8 protein-coding genes are annotated in these 17,370 nt (G+C 67.8%); 5 read left to right on the forward strand and 3 right to left on the reverse strand.

What is annotated here, in order from left to right; genetic code table 11:
* Positions 1–140 precede the first annotated feature (140 nt).
* A complete protein-coding gene (locus tag OG992_RS08605) occupies positions 141–593 on the reverse strand; it encodes a hypothetical protein (protein ID WP_266302928.1) in 453 nt (150 codons plus the stop codon).
* A gap of 90 nt (positions 594–683) precedes the next feature.
* Here OG992_RS08605 and OG992_RS08610 point away from each other — a divergent pair, with 90 nt between their 5' ends.
* Entirely contained in the window at positions 684–6,509 is a 5,826-nt protein-coding gene (locus OG992_RS08610; RefSeq protein ID WP_266302929.1) for a HEAT repeat domain-containing protein, read from the forward strand.
* Between the two features lie 433 nt (positions 6,510–6,942).
* On the opposite strand, the gene OG992_RS08615 is transcribed toward OG992_RS08610, so the two are convergent.
* Complete coding sequence (locus OG992_RS08615) at positions 6,943–7,770, reverse strand: hypothetical protein (RefSeq protein ID WP_266302930.1); 828 nt, start codon at positions 7,768–7,770, stop codon at positions 6,943–6,945.
* Between the two features lie 39 nt (positions 7,771–7,809).
* Here OG992_RS08615 and OG992_RS08620 point away from each other — a divergent pair, with 39 nt between their 5' ends.
* From OG992_RS08620 to OG992_RS33900, 3 genes are all read left to right on the forward strand, one after another.
* A complete protein-coding gene (locus OG992_RS08620; protein ID WP_266302931.1) occupies positions 7,810–8,436 on the forward strand; it encodes a TetR/AcrR family transcriptional regulator in 627 nt (208 codons plus the stop codon).
* A 740-nt stretch (positions 8,437–9,176) separates the two neighbouring features.
* The gene (locus tag OG992_RS08625; RefSeq protein ID WP_266302932.1) at positions 9,177–10,865 is read left to right on the forward strand and encodes a hypothetical protein; all 1,689 of its coding nucleotides are present in this window, start codon (positions 9,177–9,179) and stop codon (positions 10,863–10,865) included.
* Positions 10,866–10,916: 51 nt separating this feature from the next.
* Positions 10,917–11,090, forward strand: coding sequence for a transposase (locus tag OG992_RS33900; protein ID WP_353962153.1), 174 nt, complete (start codon positions 10,917–10,919; stop codon positions 11,088–11,090).
* A gap of 197 nt (positions 11,091–11,287) precedes the next feature.
* Here OG992_RS33900 and OG992_RS08630 read toward each other — a convergent pair whose 3' ends face one another.
* Positions 11,288–12,805 (reverse strand): hypothetical protein, encoded by a 1,518-nt coding sequence (locus OG992_RS08630; protein ID WP_266302933.1) that lies wholly within the window; start codon positions 12,803–12,805, stop codon positions 11,288–11,290.
* Positions 12,806–13,601: 796 nt separating this feature from the next.
* Here OG992_RS08630 and OG992_RS08635 point away from each other — a divergent pair.
* Positions 13,602–16,934 (forward strand): tetratricopeptide repeat protein, encoded by a 3,333-nt coding sequence (locus tag OG992_RS08635; RefSeq protein ID WP_266302934.1) that lies wholly within the window; start codon positions 13,602–13,604, stop codon positions 16,932–16,934.
* Positions 16,935–17,370: the final 436 nt, after the last annotated feature.

Consider the following 17,370-nt stretch of genomic DNA (forward strand, 5'->3'; position numbering starts at 1 on the left):
ACCGCGGATCCCAAGCGGAGTCAACGTGTACCGCATCAACCGAAGTACGACGTCGCTAGACCTGAGACTGCGAGACCTTCCCGTACAGGAAGCTCTCGCGGGGGCACTGCTGGCTCAGGTGTCCCGTCACGGGACATCCGTCACTGTGTGATCGCTGGGGGCACCGACGGGTCAGGGCCGGCGTTCGGGCTCTCGTCCGGCGAGTCGCCGAGGGCAGCGCCCGTCACGAAGAGCAGCCGTTGGACCGCCTCGTGCACCGTCCTCTCCGCGACGTTGTCACCGCTGATCTCGATCCGCAGCGGATCCTCGCCGGCCCGCGACGCCGTGAGCGTAAGCGACCGGCGCCGGTCCCGGCTGAGCCACAGTCGCATCGCGGTCACCGCTCCCGCCACCACGCTCGGCCCACCGAGCGCGATCACCAGCTCTGTCCACTGACCCTTGCGGCCGACCACCGGGATGCCCTCCTCGGTCGCCCGCAGGCCGTCCACCTCGCGCAGATCCATTACCAATTCGGCGCTCGCCGCTTGCAGCGGCTCGTCATCGGGTGTGAGTGTGGACAGGCCGGGAAGCAGCACGATTCGAGCGGATGGCATAAAGGGACCTCCGGACTTGCTACTGTGGTCGGTCGGTAGCTAGCCGTAGGGTAAGGCACTCACCGCAGGAACGTGGGCCAGGAGCCGCCGATGTATCGGGCACTTCTCGTGTGCAACTCCCTGTACGAGGCCGACCCGAAGCTGCATGCCCTGCACGGCCCCCGCATCGACGGACGTTTGCTCAGCGCCGCGTTGACCGACGACGAGATGGGCGTGTTCGCCTCAGAGCACGTAACGATCCTCTTTGATGCCTCACGCGCCGAGATCGCGGAGGCGGCCAACCGGTTCTTCAGCGACGCCGAGCCGGAGGACGTGCTGCTCTTCTACTTCAGCGGGCATGGCCGCAGCCGAAACCAGAAACTCTATCTCTGTGCCCGGGACACAACGTCCAGCCTGCTGCCCGGTACCGCTGTCTCCAACGACACGCTCAACGACATCATCGGCGATTCATTGGCCCGAGCGAAGGTGATCGTCTTGGACTGCTGCCACAGCGGTGCGTTCAAGGGTCCGGTCGCCGTCGAGCGGCTGCTAGCCGGCAAGGGCCGGTTCGTGCTCACCGCCACCGCCGCATCAGAGACGGCTGCTGACGCCGATGGTGAGGACCTGCCGAGCCCGTTCACCAATGCACTGGTCGACGGACTGCTGCACGGTGCCGACGACAAGGACGGCGACGGCATGGTGGATCTCGCTGATCTGTATGAGTACCTGCAAGCCGCCGTGCGAGGCTCGTCGGAGCCTCGGCACCGCTTCGACGGGTTCGGCAACGTGCCGATCGCCCGGCGGCCCGTGTCAGTCGCCGCCGACCTGCCCGACGGGCGCAGTGAAGCCGAGCGACTTTCGACGCCCCCCGAGGACTCGGATCACCCGTTCCTGGATGGTACGACTACCGCCACCGTCCTCAGCCCGCGGCGGGTTAGTCGGTTCCGTGCGGCCATGCGCAAGGATGTGGGCCGCTCCGTGCCGCGTCGCGGGTCGGCCGCCGACTTCATGCGGGCCGCCCTTCTGATGCGCGAGGGCCGGCTGACCCGGGCCGGTGCGCTGCTGTTCGGCGAGGATCCGACCGCGGTGGTACCCACCGCCACTGTCCAGTGCACCCATTACCACGGCCCCGGCAAGGACGCGCCGATGGACAAGCGCACCTTGGGAGGGACGATTCCCGAGCAGATCAAGCAGGCCCGTGACTTCGTCGCTGAACTCGCTCGACTCGGCGAAGTGCCAACGACGGGCGCGGCCGTCACCGAGCCGGTCTACCGCTACCCGATGATTGCCGTCCGCGAGATCATCGCAAACGCGCTCGCCCACCGCGACTACCAGCAGCGCGAGATGTGCGTACACGTCCGGGTCTTTTCCGACCGGATCGAGGTGACCAGCCCAGGCACCTGGGCGGGAGCCGAGTTGGCCGACGACGAGCAATGCCCGCTCAGCGAGCTGCGCAGCGAGTCGCGGCAGCGCAACTTCTGGCTAGCGCATGTGCTGAGCTGGAACAAGTTGGTAGAGAGCGAAGGGGCCGGAATTCCCCGGGCGGTCGCGGATTGCCGCCAGCAGGGCGCCGCCGGGCCGATCGTGGCTCGTTCCGGGGAGGCGGTCACGGTCAAGATCTTTCCGTCTGCCCCGCTCGGCTCGACCGTGTTTCCGGACGACTCCGCGGTCAGGCTGACGGGCGCGCTGGCCGACCTGCACGGCAGGGGTGCGTCGTCGATCAAGGTCTACATTTCGGCTACCCAGAAGGACCTACTGGACCATCGGGCCGCCGTGCACACAGCGGCTCGGCGTTTGGCGATCGACGATGTGGCCATGGAGGCGTACGGCACCCAAGTCCAGTCACCCCTGGAACGCTGCCTCGCCGACGTGCGACGCAGCGACGTCTACGTAGGGCTGTTCGCCTGGCGGTACGGGTACCGCCCGCCAGGCCAGGAATCCTCCATCACCGAACTCGAGTATCGGGAGGCAATCGCCGCCGGCAAGCCCTGCCTGATCTTCCTGCTCGCGGAGGACACGCCCTGGCCGGTCGACATGATCGACCGGGATGCCGACTGGCAGCGGATCGTCGCGTTGCGCCGCGAGCTCCAGGAGCGCCATCTCTGCGCCTTCTTCTCCAGCGTGGACGACCTCGCCGCCAAGGTGACCGTCGCACTGGCCGACGTACGCAGGCATCGACCCCCGGGCCGCGAGTCCGCCGACCCGGACACCCACCTGCCGGAGGCCCTACGCAACCAGTACTACCAGCAGTTGGCGATGAGGTACGGGGCGATGCCCTTGGACGCCGTCTCACCGCGACCCACCAGCGGCTACCTCACCGTCGGGCTGCCCGAGGTGTTCGTGGAACCACGGGTGCACGAGGATGCCCGGCCGGAGATGCCCCTCGCCTGGTGGCGCTGGGCCAGTTCCACATCCGACGGCGATGCTGGTGGGCTGCCCGGCGTGGTGGACCCGGAAGATGTGGAGCGGCTCTGGGACGAATACGCGGCCAAGGACGAGCTGTCGCTGTTCGACGTGGTGTCCGACCCGGGCAGGCGCACGATCGTGCTGCTGGGCGACCCCGGTTCCGGCAAGTCCGCGGCCGCGCGGTACCTGACGCTGACATTGGCCGGCGTGTGCGTCGAGCCTCGACTGAGCGCGCTGGACCGGTATCTACCCGTCCTGATCGAGCTGCGCTCCTACGCCACCCATCACGGGGACGGCCGGTGCGACGGCTTGCTCGACTACGTCGGCCACCGCCACCAGCAAGGGCTCGCCGGTTTCGACCAGGACGTGCTGGAGGCGTACCTGCGCCAGGGCGGCCAGGCGTTGTTCCTGTTCGACGGCTTGGACGAGGTGTTCGACCCGGCGCAGCGGGAAGAGGTGGCCGCGCAGATCGCCACGTTCGCCAACGAGTACCCGGGGGTGCTGGCAGTGGTCACCTCACGGGCGGTCGGCTACCAGCGGCACACCTTTGCCAACGCGGGCTTCGACCATTTCACCCTGGAGGATCTCGACGACGAGCAGATCGCGAGGTTCCTCGGCAACTGGTACCGCCACGTGATGCCCACGCCGGCTGTCGAGGCAGAGCGGCAGCGGCGGCAGATCCTCGACGTGGTGGGCAGTTCTCGAGCGATGCGCGAGATCGCCGGCAACCCCCTGCTGCTGATGCTCATGGCGATCGTCGCCCGGGGTCACCCGCTGCCCCGCAACCGACGCCGGCTCTACGCGCACGTCACCGACGTACTGATCTCCGAGTGGGATGTGACCAAGCAACTGCGCGAGAGCCACGGCGACGTGCCGTCGCTGGACCTGCAGGCGAAGCGTCGACTGCTGCGTCACCTGGCGTATTGGATGCAGTTCCGCGAGTCCGGCCCCGCCGGAAACTACATTGAATCCGACGAACTCGCGCGCATCTCCCGGGACCACCTCGTCGCGTTCTACGGATTCGAGAATGAGCGGGCGCTCGCCATGGCCTACTCGATGATCGACAAATTGCGGCAGCGGAGCTTCATCCTGGAACGATACGGACTGCGACTGTTCGGGTTCGTGCACCGCGCGTTCCTGGAGTTCTTCTGTGCCGAGGAGATCGTGGACAGATGCGAGCAGGACCCGACCACCTGGGACCTCGATCGTCTGCGTTCGCTGTTCCGCGAACACTGGGCCGATCCGTCGTGGCGGGAGGTGCTTCGACTGGTCGCCAGTGCCCTGCCCGCCCAGACCGTCAACAAGCTGGTCACCCTGCTCGCCACCGAGGCCACTCAACCGTGGCCGCCGCTGAACCTGACCGGGCCGCCGTGGAACCTGGTGCTGGCTGCGCAGTGCGTGGCCGAGGCGCCGCAGCCCGCCGAACTGGCCGGCGCGGGCACCGCCGTGCTGCGCCAGGTCGTGCGTCTCATCGAGCATGGCATCTCCGCCGACGACCCGAACCTGGTGGACCTCACTGAGCAGGAGCTGCTGTCCCCGATCCGGGCGCTCGGCCCGAGTTGGCCCGGCCGGGAGATCTTCCTGCACTGGTACCGCCGCCGCGGGGTCCGGACCAGTTGGCGATCCGGCTCTCCCTTCGCCACGCGGATCGCCGCGGTGCTGTCCACCACCGAGGAGCAAATGGAGGAGCTGCTGGTCAGGGAACTCGGGCAGAGCCCCGATCGACAGGCTGGCGTCACACTGGTCGCCGGGCTGGCCGAGGCGGCTGGCCAGCTGGACACCACGAGCCGCGGCCGCCGGTACTGTCGGGACCAACTGCTCGTCCAGGCACGGGCAGAGGCCTCCACGGCGGTACGGCAGGCCGCGGTACGGGCATTGGTCGCCCACTTCAGCGCCGACCCCGACCTCATCGACATGCTCCGCGGCCTCGCCGATTCACCTGACCCGGTGGTACGCGCGATCGCCGTCCAGTCCCTCGGCGGGGTCGAATCGTCCGAGGACATCCGCCAGTTGCTACTGGCGCGTGCCACCGAGGACCGGGACGCCACGGTACGGCGGGCCGCTGCGGAGATACTCGCCGCGCGGCCCGACCTGCCGGGCGTACCCGAGACGATGCAGCGGCTGCTGGCCACCGACACCGACCCCGGTGTGGTGCAGTGCGTGCTGAAGGGTCTGTTGGTTCTGCCGCAATACGCCGAGACCGCAGGAGCCACGGCGTTGCAGCGGGTCAACGGCCATTCCCCGGACGAGGTCCGATGCTGCATTCTGACCGAGCTGCTGCCGGAGCGACCCGGCCCGGAGAACACCGAGCTGTTGCTGAAGCTGGCCTGCTCGGACACGTCCGCGCGGGTCCGCGCGGTGGCCGTGCGGCGGTTGGCGCTCGTACCCGACTCGCAGGGGCGCTGCCGGGCCCGACTGATCGACCAGATCGAGCAGGACGGGGAGTCCTCCGTGCGGGCCGCCGCGGTCGCGGCTCTGATCGACCGGGACCGCGCCGACGACACCGGGTGGACCGTGGTGGCCCGCACGGCTCACGTCGACGAGGACGCGACGGTACGCCTCGCCGCGGTGCGCGCGCTCGCCGAGGCCTACCCCGACCACCGCACCGGGGAACTGCTGCTGGAGAGCGCCCGACGCGATCCGACCGCGAGCGTCCGGCTCGCTGCGGTCGACCTGCTCACCGGGCGACCGCTGTTCGGCCACGCGACCCGAGATCTGCTCATCAGCCGAGCCTCCCAGGAGCGGGACCCCATCGTCCGGCTGCGGGTCACCCGTAGCCTGGCCCGTCTCGCCGACCCACCGGACCCTGAGGTGCGGGAATGCCTCGCCGAGCAGGTCCGCCGGGACCCCGACCCCAACGTGCTGCGCGCGGCCGCACAGGCCCTCGCCGGCCACGGCGACACCGACGGCCTGGTCGCGACGCTGTGCCGGCGGGCCCGCAGGGACAGCTACGCAGGCAGCCGGCTGGCCGCGGTGCAGGCCCTCTGCGCGGACGGGAGCCCTGACGGGGTGACCGACGTGCTATTGGAGTGCATCGAGACCGACACGGAGCCGGCCGTGATCGACGCGGCGCTGCACCGTCTGACCCAGCCGGACCTGGCGTCAATGGCCGCGGCGGTCAGGACGCGGCTGATGCGCCGCCTGGCCGACGACGACCCGGCCGTCCGCGCCCGCACCGCCGCCGCGCTCGGCGAACACTTCGGGACCGATCCCGAGGTGCGCATGCTGCTCGTGGGGCTGATCCGCGACGACCCGGACCTCGATGTCCGACGCCGGACCGTGGAGCAGCTGGCGACCATGCTGACCGACTGGCTGGAGGGTCGCGAGCTGCTGATTCGGCTGGTGGACCACGACGACTGGGAGATCCGCCGGACTGCGCTGCTCGCGATGGCGCGCCACAACGGTGCGGACCCCCGGACCCGCACCGTGCTCGTACGCCTCGCCCATCAGGAAGACGATGACACCGTCCGTTGGTTGGCCGGGCAACTGCTGGCCACGCTGCCCGGTACCAGCCCCGACGATTTCCCGTGAGCGGCGTCGGTCGCGCTGCAGGCGGGTGGCGACGGGGCGACTTTTAGCTCAAACGATCATTCGAGACCGCGCCACCGCCCACTGGTCCCCATGTGGTCCCCAGCCCTCAGGTGTAACCCAAGGACGTACCGCCCTGTTGCTGGGTCCCACCGCGCCCCGCTCCCCCGCCATCGGGGACGTGCCGTCACCAGAAGACAGCGTGCGCCCGCCCGTCGCGACTCGCCTACCCCGGGCAAGGGGTTCGTCTCGGTGGACCGCCACGGACCGACGCCCGACGCGGGATACGCCTAATCCGCGCCATCCCGCTCAGCTGACGATCAGCCCACCTCGGTCCGGCGCCAGGCGTTCGGAACCCGTCTTTGTCACGAGCCCTCTCCTCCGGAGGCGCCTCCGCGAGGCGACGCGGTGCGCGCTCACGCCGATGAGCGGATGTCTATGCCTGCGCGCTCTCCGGCGGTTCGACGCGCTGCTGTGCTGGATGGCGACGCTGGCCATTGGGCAGATCGGCCTGCCGATGGTCTGATCGAAATGACTCAACGGGACCAGTGCGTCGGTCATTCGGTATCGCCTGGATGGAATCGGATGTCAGGCGGATCAGGGTGATGCTGTAGGCGACGATCCACACGACCCAGATCAGCCAGCCGACAAGGCCGAGGAGACCGACCGGACCGGGGTCGTCGATGACCAGGGGGCTCAGCACGGCCGAGCCGAACTGGAGCGCGGCGGCCAGCAGGCCGATCCCGCCGTGCCAGCGGCGGATCAGGCCGGCGCGTCGGCCGCTGATGGACAGGCCGGTCATGGCCAGTGCCAAGAAGGTGCCGTTGAAGATGAACAGCGCGTTGTGCAGTGCCCAGAGTCCGGCGATCGTGCTGCTGTCCTGCGCGGTCGTTGACGCGAGCGCGAGCCGCGCGGCCATCACGCCGGTGAAGGTTATGTTCTGCAGGATCACCCCGGCGAATCCGACCAGGGACCAGGCTGTGCCTTGCTCGCGGTCGGTTCGCCACAGCACGGAGACCGCGCCGGCGCCGAAGAGGGTGGCCAGCACCCAGGCGATCGGTGCGAGTGCTGACGCGAGGCCGACGGCATCCTGTTGGGTGGTGAAGAACTGGACAACGTCGTTGGTCTCCGCACCGGTATGGGGCAGGCCGGCTGGCACCAGGAAGGCGTTGATGGAGACGATCAGGATGGCGAAGCCGAGTCCGGCGAGTCCGGCGATCCGCGAGAACGTCCAGGTGCTTCCGACGCCGAGTTTACGCGACATGCATTCAATATAAGGCACGGAAACCGAAAGGGGCAAGTCATGACCGCCGAGACAGGCAGGCGCAGGTACGAGTCACTGCGCCGGGCGGCGCAAGCGGCAGAGACCAGGGGTGAGATCGCCAGCGCCGCTCGTCGACTGTTCCTCTCCCGCGGCTGGGCGGCGACCACGGTACGTGACGTGGCGCGGGAGGCCGGGGTCTCGGTGCCGACCGTCTACGCGGTGTACGGGAACAAGACCGGGCTGATCCAGGCCCTGGCCGACGCGGCAGACATCGCCGCGGATCCATCGCAGTCGCTCGCCGAACTGGAAGGGGCCGAGAACGATCCGGTGCGGCAACTCGCGGCGATGGCCGGCTACGACCGGCGCCTCTTCGAGCGCGCCGGTGACATCATCGCGCTCGTGCGCGAGGCGGGCCGCACCGAGCCCGAGCTGGCGACGGCCTACCGCGACGGCCGTCAGCGGGGGGACGAGACGAGGATCCAGGTGTTCTCGTCGTGGCCGGGCGGCGTTCTCCGGCAAGGATTGGACATTCCGTCGGCCGTCGACATCTACGCGGCGATCTGCAACATCGACGTCTACACCACACTGACCGACGAACGCGGCTGGCAACCCGATCAAGTCGAACGCTGGTGGACCGAGGCCCTGGCCCGCGAACTCCTGAGCTGACGTGTCAGGAGGCGCCTTATGACAGGCCGTCCTGGTAGGAAGATTACGAGGTAGACGACGACCACGAAGGCCGCGCCACCTCGTCCCACGGGCACCGCATCCGAAGCCAGGCGGGTACTGGCCGCGACTGACCGTCGGCAAGCCGGTCGCAAACCACTCCCAGCGGTTACGGCGCTCTTGCCGGCGCTCCGGAGGGAAATCCTTGCCCCAGCGCAGTGTGGACAGGTTGATCGGCACGTTCACGACCACGGTCGTGACGATGCCCGTGGCCCAGGTCGCGGCTGTTGCATTGCCCGAGTCCAGGGATACCGGTCCGCAGTGTCATGGTCCAGGCCGCAGGCATGGACGAAGGTCGCGATCAGCGGGGCGCGCGGCAGGGTGTTGCGCGCCCAACATCCAGATAGCGAGGCCGGTCCGAAGGGGAGGGTGATGTTCCGTCAGCACGACGCGGCTCGATCCCGAAACCACCGCCGCGATCGCAAGCAGTCCCGGCTACCGGAACGGTATTGATCGATGTCTTGACTCTATACGCCGCCCTGCTCATGATTTACTGCGGCCGTTCAACAGTGAGGGTCAATGTGATGACGCAGGGAGAACCACCGGCAGGAGGCCCCACATCAGCCGTCACTCTCAGCGAGCTAGGAAAAAATGGCCGACTCGCGCGCGCCGGTCGAGGCACGAGGGACTGGCTGACACGTAGGGCCCATCGGCGGGAACTGAGTATCGCAAGCCTCGGTTCGGTGCTCCTCGCTGTCGCGATGATCTGGCTGATTCCGCCGTACGCGATTCGCATGCTGACTGCCGGCGCCAGGACTGTGCCGATCGCCGACCCGGCCCACACCATCGTCGGTGACGTGGGTGACCCGACGGCCCAAGCATGGCTGGTGGGATGGGGTGGCCACGCGCTCACCCACCGTCTGCGTGGCCTGTGGGATACCAACGCTTTCTATCCCGACACGTACGGCCTAGCCCTGAACGACAGCCTGCTCGGCTATGCCCCGGCAGGGCTGATAGGCAACGGTGTAGTCGGCGCCGTGCTGCGCTACAACATCCTGTTCGTGCTGGCATTCGCGCTCGCCTTCCTCGGCGGCTACGCACTCCTGCGCCAACTTGGCGCGAATAAGGTCGCCGCCGCGGTAGCCGGGGCCGCCCTCGCCTACGCGCCCTGGCGCTACGGCCACGACGGACATCTGAACATTCTCTCCACCGGTGGTATCACTCTGGCCCTGGCGATGCTGGCGCGCGGCCACGGACTCTCGTTCACCCGCGGCTACCTTGCCGAACGAGTCCGGCCGGGCTGGGCGTTCGCTGGCTGGCTGGTCGCGGCCTGGCAGGTCAGCCTAGGCTTCGGCGTGGGGCTGGGATTCGTATACGTCCTCGCCGCCCTCTGCCTGATCACACTGACAGCCTGGCTGATCCACCGCCCACGCCTAAGCCTCCGGCTGATCGTCAGTGATCTGATCGGCGGGCTGATCTTCACCGCGGTGACCGGATACTTCGCGTACGCGTACCAACACGTGCGCGAGCTCAACCCACAGGTCACCCGGGACTGGGACTACGTCGCGCATTTCTCCCCGACACTGCGCGGACTTCTCGTGGCGCCGCAGTCCTCGCTGCCCTGGGGCACCCTGCACAACGACGCCCGCACCGCTCTCGGTAACGTACCGACTGAGAAAGTGCTGCTATGCGGGTACGCGCTGTATCTACTGGCCTTCGCCGGCCTGTTCCTATCCCGCTGGTCACCGGTGCAACGGCTTCTGCTGCTGTTGGGGGCGGTCGTCGGAGTGTTGTTCGCGCTGGGCACGAACGGGCCGATCTACCGCCTGCTCTATCTCTACGTGCCCGGGTTCGATGGATCCCGTACACCAGGCCGCTTGATCTTGTGGCCCACTCTCTGCCTGGCCATCCTCGCGGCCGGCCTGGTCACCCACCTGGCCGAGGTGGCTCGCAGGGACGCCACGCCGAAATGGTCGGTGAGAGCGCCACGGCTACTGACCGTTCCGTTGCTGGTCCTCGTGCTAGCTGAGGGCCTACCTGACCTGGACCACCCCCAAACCCCAGCCAAACCGGCCGCGATGGCGCTAGCCTCCGCGCACGCTCCCATCATGGTATTGCCGTCCAACGACGGAATCGATCTCCACGTCCTCCTTTGGTCGACCGACGGTTTTCCCACCATGGTCAACGGTGCGGCCAGCTACACCACACCCAACCGTCAGGCGATCCGCGACGTTATGGCGACCTTCCCCAGCAAGCCGGCCTTGGATCGGTTGCACCAGCTCGGCATCCGCAGCGTCGTCCTGCTGCGCGACCGGGTCTACGGTACCCCGTACGAACCACTGCTTGACGTCCCCGACGTACCCGGCATCACCCGCCATGACGTCGGGCCAGACGTGGTTTTCACCATCGACACCAACACCAAGAACCCCTAACGAAACGCTGTTTGGCGTGTCCTCGGGACACGAGGATCGTTCTGTCTGAACGTGAGGAGGGGTGAGCAGCCGCCGTGGATCGTCTCGGACGAACTCTGGGCCGAGATCGAACCACTGTTGCCACCCCGACCACCACGCCGGCACCGGTTCCCCGGGCGTAAGCGCCTCGACGACCGCAGAGTGTTGTGCGGAATCCTGTCCATGCTTCACACCGCGATTCCGTGAAGGTTCCTGCCTCAGGAGTCGGGGTTCGGCTTTGGGAAGACCTGCTGGCGGGGGTTGCGGGACTGGAACGACGCCGGAGCATGGCAACGACTGCACGAGATCCTGCTCGGCAAGCTGCGGGCCACCGATCAGCTGGACATGTCGAGGGCGGTGATCGACGGCTCGCACATCCGGGCGCTTGCTCGACCGAAGGTCTGCTACGCCGACAGTGCCGCGTCGATCGCGCTGATGAGGATCTGCTCCATGCCGTCGGGGGATGTTGCTGTCGGTTTTCCTTTGAGGTGCCCCAACCAGCCGTAGACCGTCATCGAGCCGCCGGCGATGCCCGGGAAGTCGCTGTCGATCCCGCCGGCGTACGTCGACGTTCTCCGCAACAGTTCATCACTGGGGAGGTACGCGCCTACCTCGTTTGCGTAGCCGGCGAACAGCAGCCGGCTCGACGTGCCGTATCGCGCCCGGAAGTAGACGGCGTATCCGGAAACGATCTCGCCGCCGGCCAGCAGAAGCCGGAGGTCCGGGCTGCCGGTGAACCTCCAGGACTGGACGGGCACCGGGATCGACGTCGCGAACGTGCCGGCGTCGATCTGCGCGATCATCTGCCGCGCGTGCCGCCGGTAGTAACCCGGCAGGGAGACATTGTTCGACCGCACGGCGTAGGCCGCGGACACGTTCCGAAGATTGCCCGCGGTCAGCGTCACATCCAGCGGCAGGCTCACCTCCCGGTAATGGGTCGTCGTCGGGCCGGCGACCGGCCGACCTGGCCGCAACAACGCCGTCGTGACGGCCTGAGCGAGTTCGGCGCCCCGCAGGCTCCGCTGGGCCCAACCCCGCGCACCGGCAGGGTTCTGGTCACCGGCCGGCCCGAGAAGGAACTGGGCGAAGGCGCCGGTCGCCTTCTCGATCCGGGTGACCGCGTCCCCCGGGTAGTCCGGGTCGAACATGGTCTGCGACCCCGCCACCACCGGGTGGCACCCGTAGCTGAACAGCACGGCCAGCGGCTCACCACCCGGCGTACGAGCCGTCAGGACAGGCACGTCCGACTCGACGTACGGCAGACTTTCCCGGTTGTACGAGAAGTGCTGGTCGACGACCTGGTAGTCGAGCGTGCACGGCGTCCGCGGACCGTCGAGCGTGTCTCGGACCAGTTGCACGATCCGCGCGGCCAACTGGTCGCCGTAGGCACGCACCTGTGCCTGCTGGGCCGAGTCCATCGCGTACGAGATGAACGGGTCGAGTTTGTCGGGGAGCACCGGGCCGTTGTGCGTGTGCGTGGCCGTCAGCGCGAAGTTCTCCGACGCCAGCCCAAGAGCGACCACCTGGCTGCGGATCGACCGGTGCAGGCCACGCGCGAAACCGAGGACGTCGACGGTGACGATGACGTGGGGCACCCCCGCGTGCCAAAGGATCGTGCACCGCGCGAACAACGGCGCAGCGGTCCCGGTCGCCTTGCGGGGCACGTCGACGCCGTAACCGGCCAGGTACGTGCCCGCCGGTGGAGTGATCTCCACCTTCCCGACTGACAGCTCGGTGCCCGTCGAACCCCGTGCGGCGCTGCCGACGAGGCTCTGGCCCACCAGCGACGCGGCGACGAGGGACCCACCGGTGAGCAGGCGGCGACGACCGACGGTCAGTGGCCGATCATTCGGTGTGTCGCCCTCGGCCGCCTGCGCCCGGAATTCCGACGTGGTGGCAGGCCTGAATCTGGACATGGTCATTCGGCAACGATCTCCCCCGTGAGACGCCGACGCGCGACCGCCGCCCCGCACCAGCATTGGATGGGCGAGCGACAGGCATCAGTATCAAGTTGAGGGAGATCATGGCGCACGCCAGGACCGTGGTCAATCGTCGCCTGCCATCTGCATCCCGCAGCACGGTTCGCTCACGGTGCGCGCGGACGGTGTTGGCAGGGCGACACGACCGATTGCCCCACCGCGGATGACGATGCTGAACACCTACGGCTCGACGCAAGATACGGTCCAAGCCGTCGGCTGGGGCGGAAGCCGCGGCCTGGTTGGGTCAGGGCCGCACCCGCGAAGCCAAACGATGCGCAGGGATGACGAACCTGGTTGCCGACCCCGGTAAATGGGGAGTTTTCGGGGGCGGTTCAATACCTCATAGACAAACTTAAAGACCTGACCAGCGTTCCGCTGGTCAGGGCCTTGTCTGTCGGGACGGCCGGATTCGAACCGACGACCCCTTGACCCCCAGGACGTCTTGGTAAGCGTTCCCGCACGTCACGTTCGCTATCCCGAAGATCAGGCCGTGTGGCTGCCGGCTGTCATCGCGCATGCCGTGTGGTCCCCGCCTGGTCCCTGGATGCTAAGCGGCTTACCGCCCCCGGCTTCTCGGGCTGAGGGCGGTAAGCCGTGTGACCGGCTCTCCGCGCATGCACCCTGGTTGCCGGCAACAAGCCGCGACGCGGCGCGGCGGCATTTTGCTTGTGGTGGTCGGCCGTTGGGCGGGTTCGCTGGGTCTGTCGGCGGATGGGCCGTTGCTCAGAGATGCGGTTCAATGAGCGGTCAGCTTTTGGTGATTTGGTCGCGTCAGGGAGTGACGGTGAGCTTTCGGGGCCAGCCGTGGTCGCGGTGGTTTGTGGCCCTGTTGTTCATTCTGATGGCGGTTGTGACCACGGCGGTGGCGTTGGCGGTCAACGCGGCGAGCAGTGACGAGCGGCGGTGGCCGTGGGGCCTGCACATGATCCAGGACTACCCGTTCCCTTCGGTGTTGGTCCTGACGGTGGTACTCGCGATGTTGAGCATCATGGTGGTGTCGGTGCCGCGCGAGCGGGAAGCTCGTACCACTGGCGCTTCAGCCGTGGTCACATCCATTGTCGATGCCTCGCCGGCCTCAGGGGACGGTGGGCCAACCAGCGGTACCGGTGTGATAGGTGCACCGCTAGGGGAGCTGCCGGTCGTCGTCCGGGGACGCGACGGTGTAGTCAGTGACCTCGTGGCACCGCCTGGTGCCTATTCGCCGCAGGTTCGGGTCTTGGTGGGGATGGGTGGTTGCGGGAAGACCACTGTGGCGTTGGCGGCGGCGCGGGAGGCTCAGGCGTCCGGCTGGCGGGTGTGGTGGGTGTCGGCGGTGGACAGGGCGACATTGGTGGCCGGCATGTCGGCCGTTGCGCGGGAGGCGGGGGCGTCGGCAGAGGAGGTGACCAGCGCCGATTCGGATTTGGCGTTAGCGGGGGTGGTATGGGGGCAGCTCAATCGACTGTCCGGCCACTGGTTGTTGGTCATTGACAATGCCGATGCGCCTGAAGTGTTGGCCCCGGGCGGTACGAGTGTGGCGGGTGGTAGCGGTTGGTTGAGGTCTGCCGGTGCCGGGGTCGTTGTGGTGACCACCCGAGTGACTGATCGGGCGGTGTGGGGGCATCGGGCAGGGTGGTTCTCGCTGGGTGAGTTGGATCAGCAAGCGGCGGCGTTGATGCTGCTGGACCGGATGGGCCGTGCGGACGAGCCCGAGCTGATTGAGGCGGCGACGGCGGTGGCGGATCGGTTAGGCCGGCTGCCGTTGGCAGTGCACCTGGCGGGGTCGTATCTGGGTTCGGGCATGGCAGTGGTAGGGCTGGACGGCTACCTGCATCTGTTGACGGATCGCTCGCTGAGCGTGGTGGATGAGGGCGCGCCTGGGTGGGGGGAACAGGATCCGCGTCGGCTGATCATGTCGACGTGGGAGATCTCGTTGGACGCGTTGGAGCGGCAAGGCCGCGTACGGGCGCGCACCCTGTTGCGCGTGTTGTCGTTCCTGGGACCGGGCTCGGTGGTGCCGATGCCGATGCTGAACCCCTCGGTGTTGTCGGAAGCGGGGCTGCTACCCGATGGGGATGAGGGCGGCGCGGAGATGGCGGCCGGGTTGGCGGGCCTGCGGGCGGTGGGCCTTGTCGACGGGGCACCAGCCGGGGTGGATGGTTCTGGCGATGGGCTGATAGTGCATCCGCTGGTGGCCGAGGTGTGCCGATGGCGAGCCGCGCGCGACGGGCAACGATCGTCGCTGATGGCGGCGGCGGCCGGAATGGTCGTGGCCGCGAGCGCACGGTTGAATCCGGCTGATCCTGCCGACTGGAACGGGTGGCAGGTGGTCGCCCCGCACGCGAGAGTAGCGCTCGGTGTGATCGCCGAGATGAGCGGAGACCTGATTGCCCGCGTGGTCGGTGTCAACAATGGTTTGACGTACCATTACACCGCTCAAGGTTCGTATCCGGCGGCTATCGACCAAGGCGAAGACGTCGTCGCCGCTGCCGTCGCAAGGATGGGTATCGAGCACCCGGACACGCTGATGTCGCGGAACAACCTGGCTGCCGCCTACAGGGCCGCGGGGCGGTTGGGTGAGGCGATCCCGTTGTACGAGGCGACGCTTTCCGTGCGTGAGCGAGTGCTGGGTGACGAGCATCCGGACACGCTGATGTCGCGGAACAACCTGGCTGCCGCCTATCAGGCGGCGGGGCGGCTGGGTGAGGCGATTCCGTTGTACGAGGCGACGCTGGCCGCGTACGAACGAGTGCTGGGTGACGAGCATCCGAACACGCTGACGTCGCGGAACAACCTGGCCTACGCCTATCAGGCAGCGGGCCGGCTGGGTGAGGCGATCCCGTTGTACGAGGCGACGCTTTCCGTACGTGAGCGAGTGCTAGGTGACGAGCACCCGGACACGCTCACGTCGCGGAACAACCTGGCCTACGCCTCCCAGGCAGCGGGGCGGCTGGGTGAGGCGATCCCGTTGTACGAGGCGACGCTCTCCGTACGTGAGCGAGTGCTAGGTGACGAGCACCCGGACACGCTGACGTCGCGGAACAACCTGGCCTACGCCTATCAGGCAGCGGGCCGGCTGGGTGAGGCGATCCCGTTGTACGAGGCGACGCTGGCCGCCTACGAACGAGTGCTGGGTGACGAGCACCCGAACACGCTGACGTCGCGGAACAACCTCGCCACCATCTACAACGCGGCGGGCCGGCTGGGTGAGGCAATCCCGTTGCACGAGGCGACGCTCTCCGTACGTGAGCGAGTGCTAGGTGACGAGCATCCGGACACGCTCACGTCACGGAACAACCTGGCTGCCGCCTACCAGGCAGCGGGGCGGCTGGGTGAGGCGATCCCGTTGCACGAGGCGACGCTCTCCGTACGTGAGCGAGTGCTAGGTGACGAGCACCCGGACACGCTGTTGTCGCGGAACAACCTGGCTGCCGCCTACAGGGCCGCGGGGCGGTTGGGTGAGGCGATCCCGTTGTACGAGGCGACGCTTTCCGTGCGTGAGCGAGTGCTGGGTGACGAGCATCCGGACACGCTGATGTCGCGGAACAACCTGGCCTACGCCTATCAGGCAGCGGGCCGGCTGGGTGAGGCGATTCCGTTGTACGAGGCGACGCTGGCCGCGTGCGAACGAGTGCTGGGTGACGAGCATCCGAACACGCTCACGTCACGGAACAACCTGGCTGCCGCCTACCAGGCAGCAGGCCGGCTGGATGGGACGATTCCGTTGTACGAGGCGACGCTAGCCGCGTACGAACGAGTGCTGGGTGACGAGCACCCGGACACGCTGACGTCGCGGAACAACCTGGCCTACGCCTATCAGGCAGCAGGCCGGCTGGGTGAGGCGATCCCGTTGTACGAGGCGACGCTCTCCGTACGTGACCGAGTGCTAGGTGACGAGCACCCGGACACGCTGATGTCGCGGAACAACCTGGCCTACGCCTATCAGGCAGCGGGCCGGCTGGGTGAGGCGATCCCGTTGTACGAGGCGACGCTGGCCGCCTACGAACGAGTGCTGGGTGACGAGCACCCGAACACGCTGACGTCACGGAACAACCTCGCCGCCGCTTACCGCCTTCGGGACGACAGCATGTAGCGCTGCGGCCGCCCGGAGACGGCCGAAGGCCGCCCGGCGAGCAGGCCGCGGGCGGCGCCGCAGTTGCACGGCTCCTTGGTCCAGAGAGCGAACGATTCAGCAGCCATTGAAGTAGACATTGAGCTGCGCAGACGTGATCAGCAATGATCGTCACTTGTCACTGGTTGTCAACCATGCGCGGGGGTTTTCGGGGGTAAACGGGGGGCCGACAGGGGCGTCGCCAGTCCACCGCGTCCCGCTCCCCCATCAGCAGAACGCCCGTCACCAAGGGAGCAGTGCGCCTCCTACCCATTCGCTACACGCTGGCCGCAGGCATGGGGGTCGTGTCGGTGGGGCGAGATGAACCCCAACTACATGATCAGGATTGCTCCTGAAACCTGCAATTGTGCTGACCATCGGCTTCCATGTCCCCGCTGTCGGAGGCCGGATTCGGGCC

Origin of the sequence: Micromonospora sp. NBC_00362 (genome assembly GCF_026342155.1) — a bacterium.
Lineage (GTDB): Bacteria > Actinomycetota > Actinomycetes > Mycobacteriales > Micromonosporaceae > Micromonospora > Micromonospora hortensis.

Excerpts from the sequence above, each read along its gene's own strand:
- OG992_RS08610 (WP_266302929.1), top strand. The coding sequence starts at position 684 with ATGTATCGGGCACTTCTCGTGTGCAACTCCCTGTACGAGGCCGACCCG.
- OG992_RS08615 (WP_266302930.1), bottom strand. The coding sequence starts at position 7,770 with ATGTCGCGTAAACTCGGCGTCGGAAGCACCTGGACGTTCTCGCGGATC.
- OG992_RS08630 (WP_266302933.1), bottom strand. The coding sequence starts at position 12,805 with ATGACCATGTCCAGATTCAGGCCTGCCACCACGTCGGAATTCCGGGCG.
- OG992_RS08620 (WP_266302931.1), top strand. The coding sequence starts at position 7,810 with ATGACCGCCGAGACAGGCAGGCGCAGGTACGAGTCACTGCGCCGGGCG.
- OG992_RS08605 (WP_266302928.1), bottom strand. The coding sequence starts at position 593 with ATGCCATCCGCTCGAATCGTGCTGCTTCCCGGCCTGTCCACACTCACA.
- OG992_RS08635 (WP_266302934.1), top strand. The coding sequence starts at position 13,602 with ATGAGCGGTCAGCTTTTGGTGATTTGGTCGCGTCAGGGAGTGACGGTG.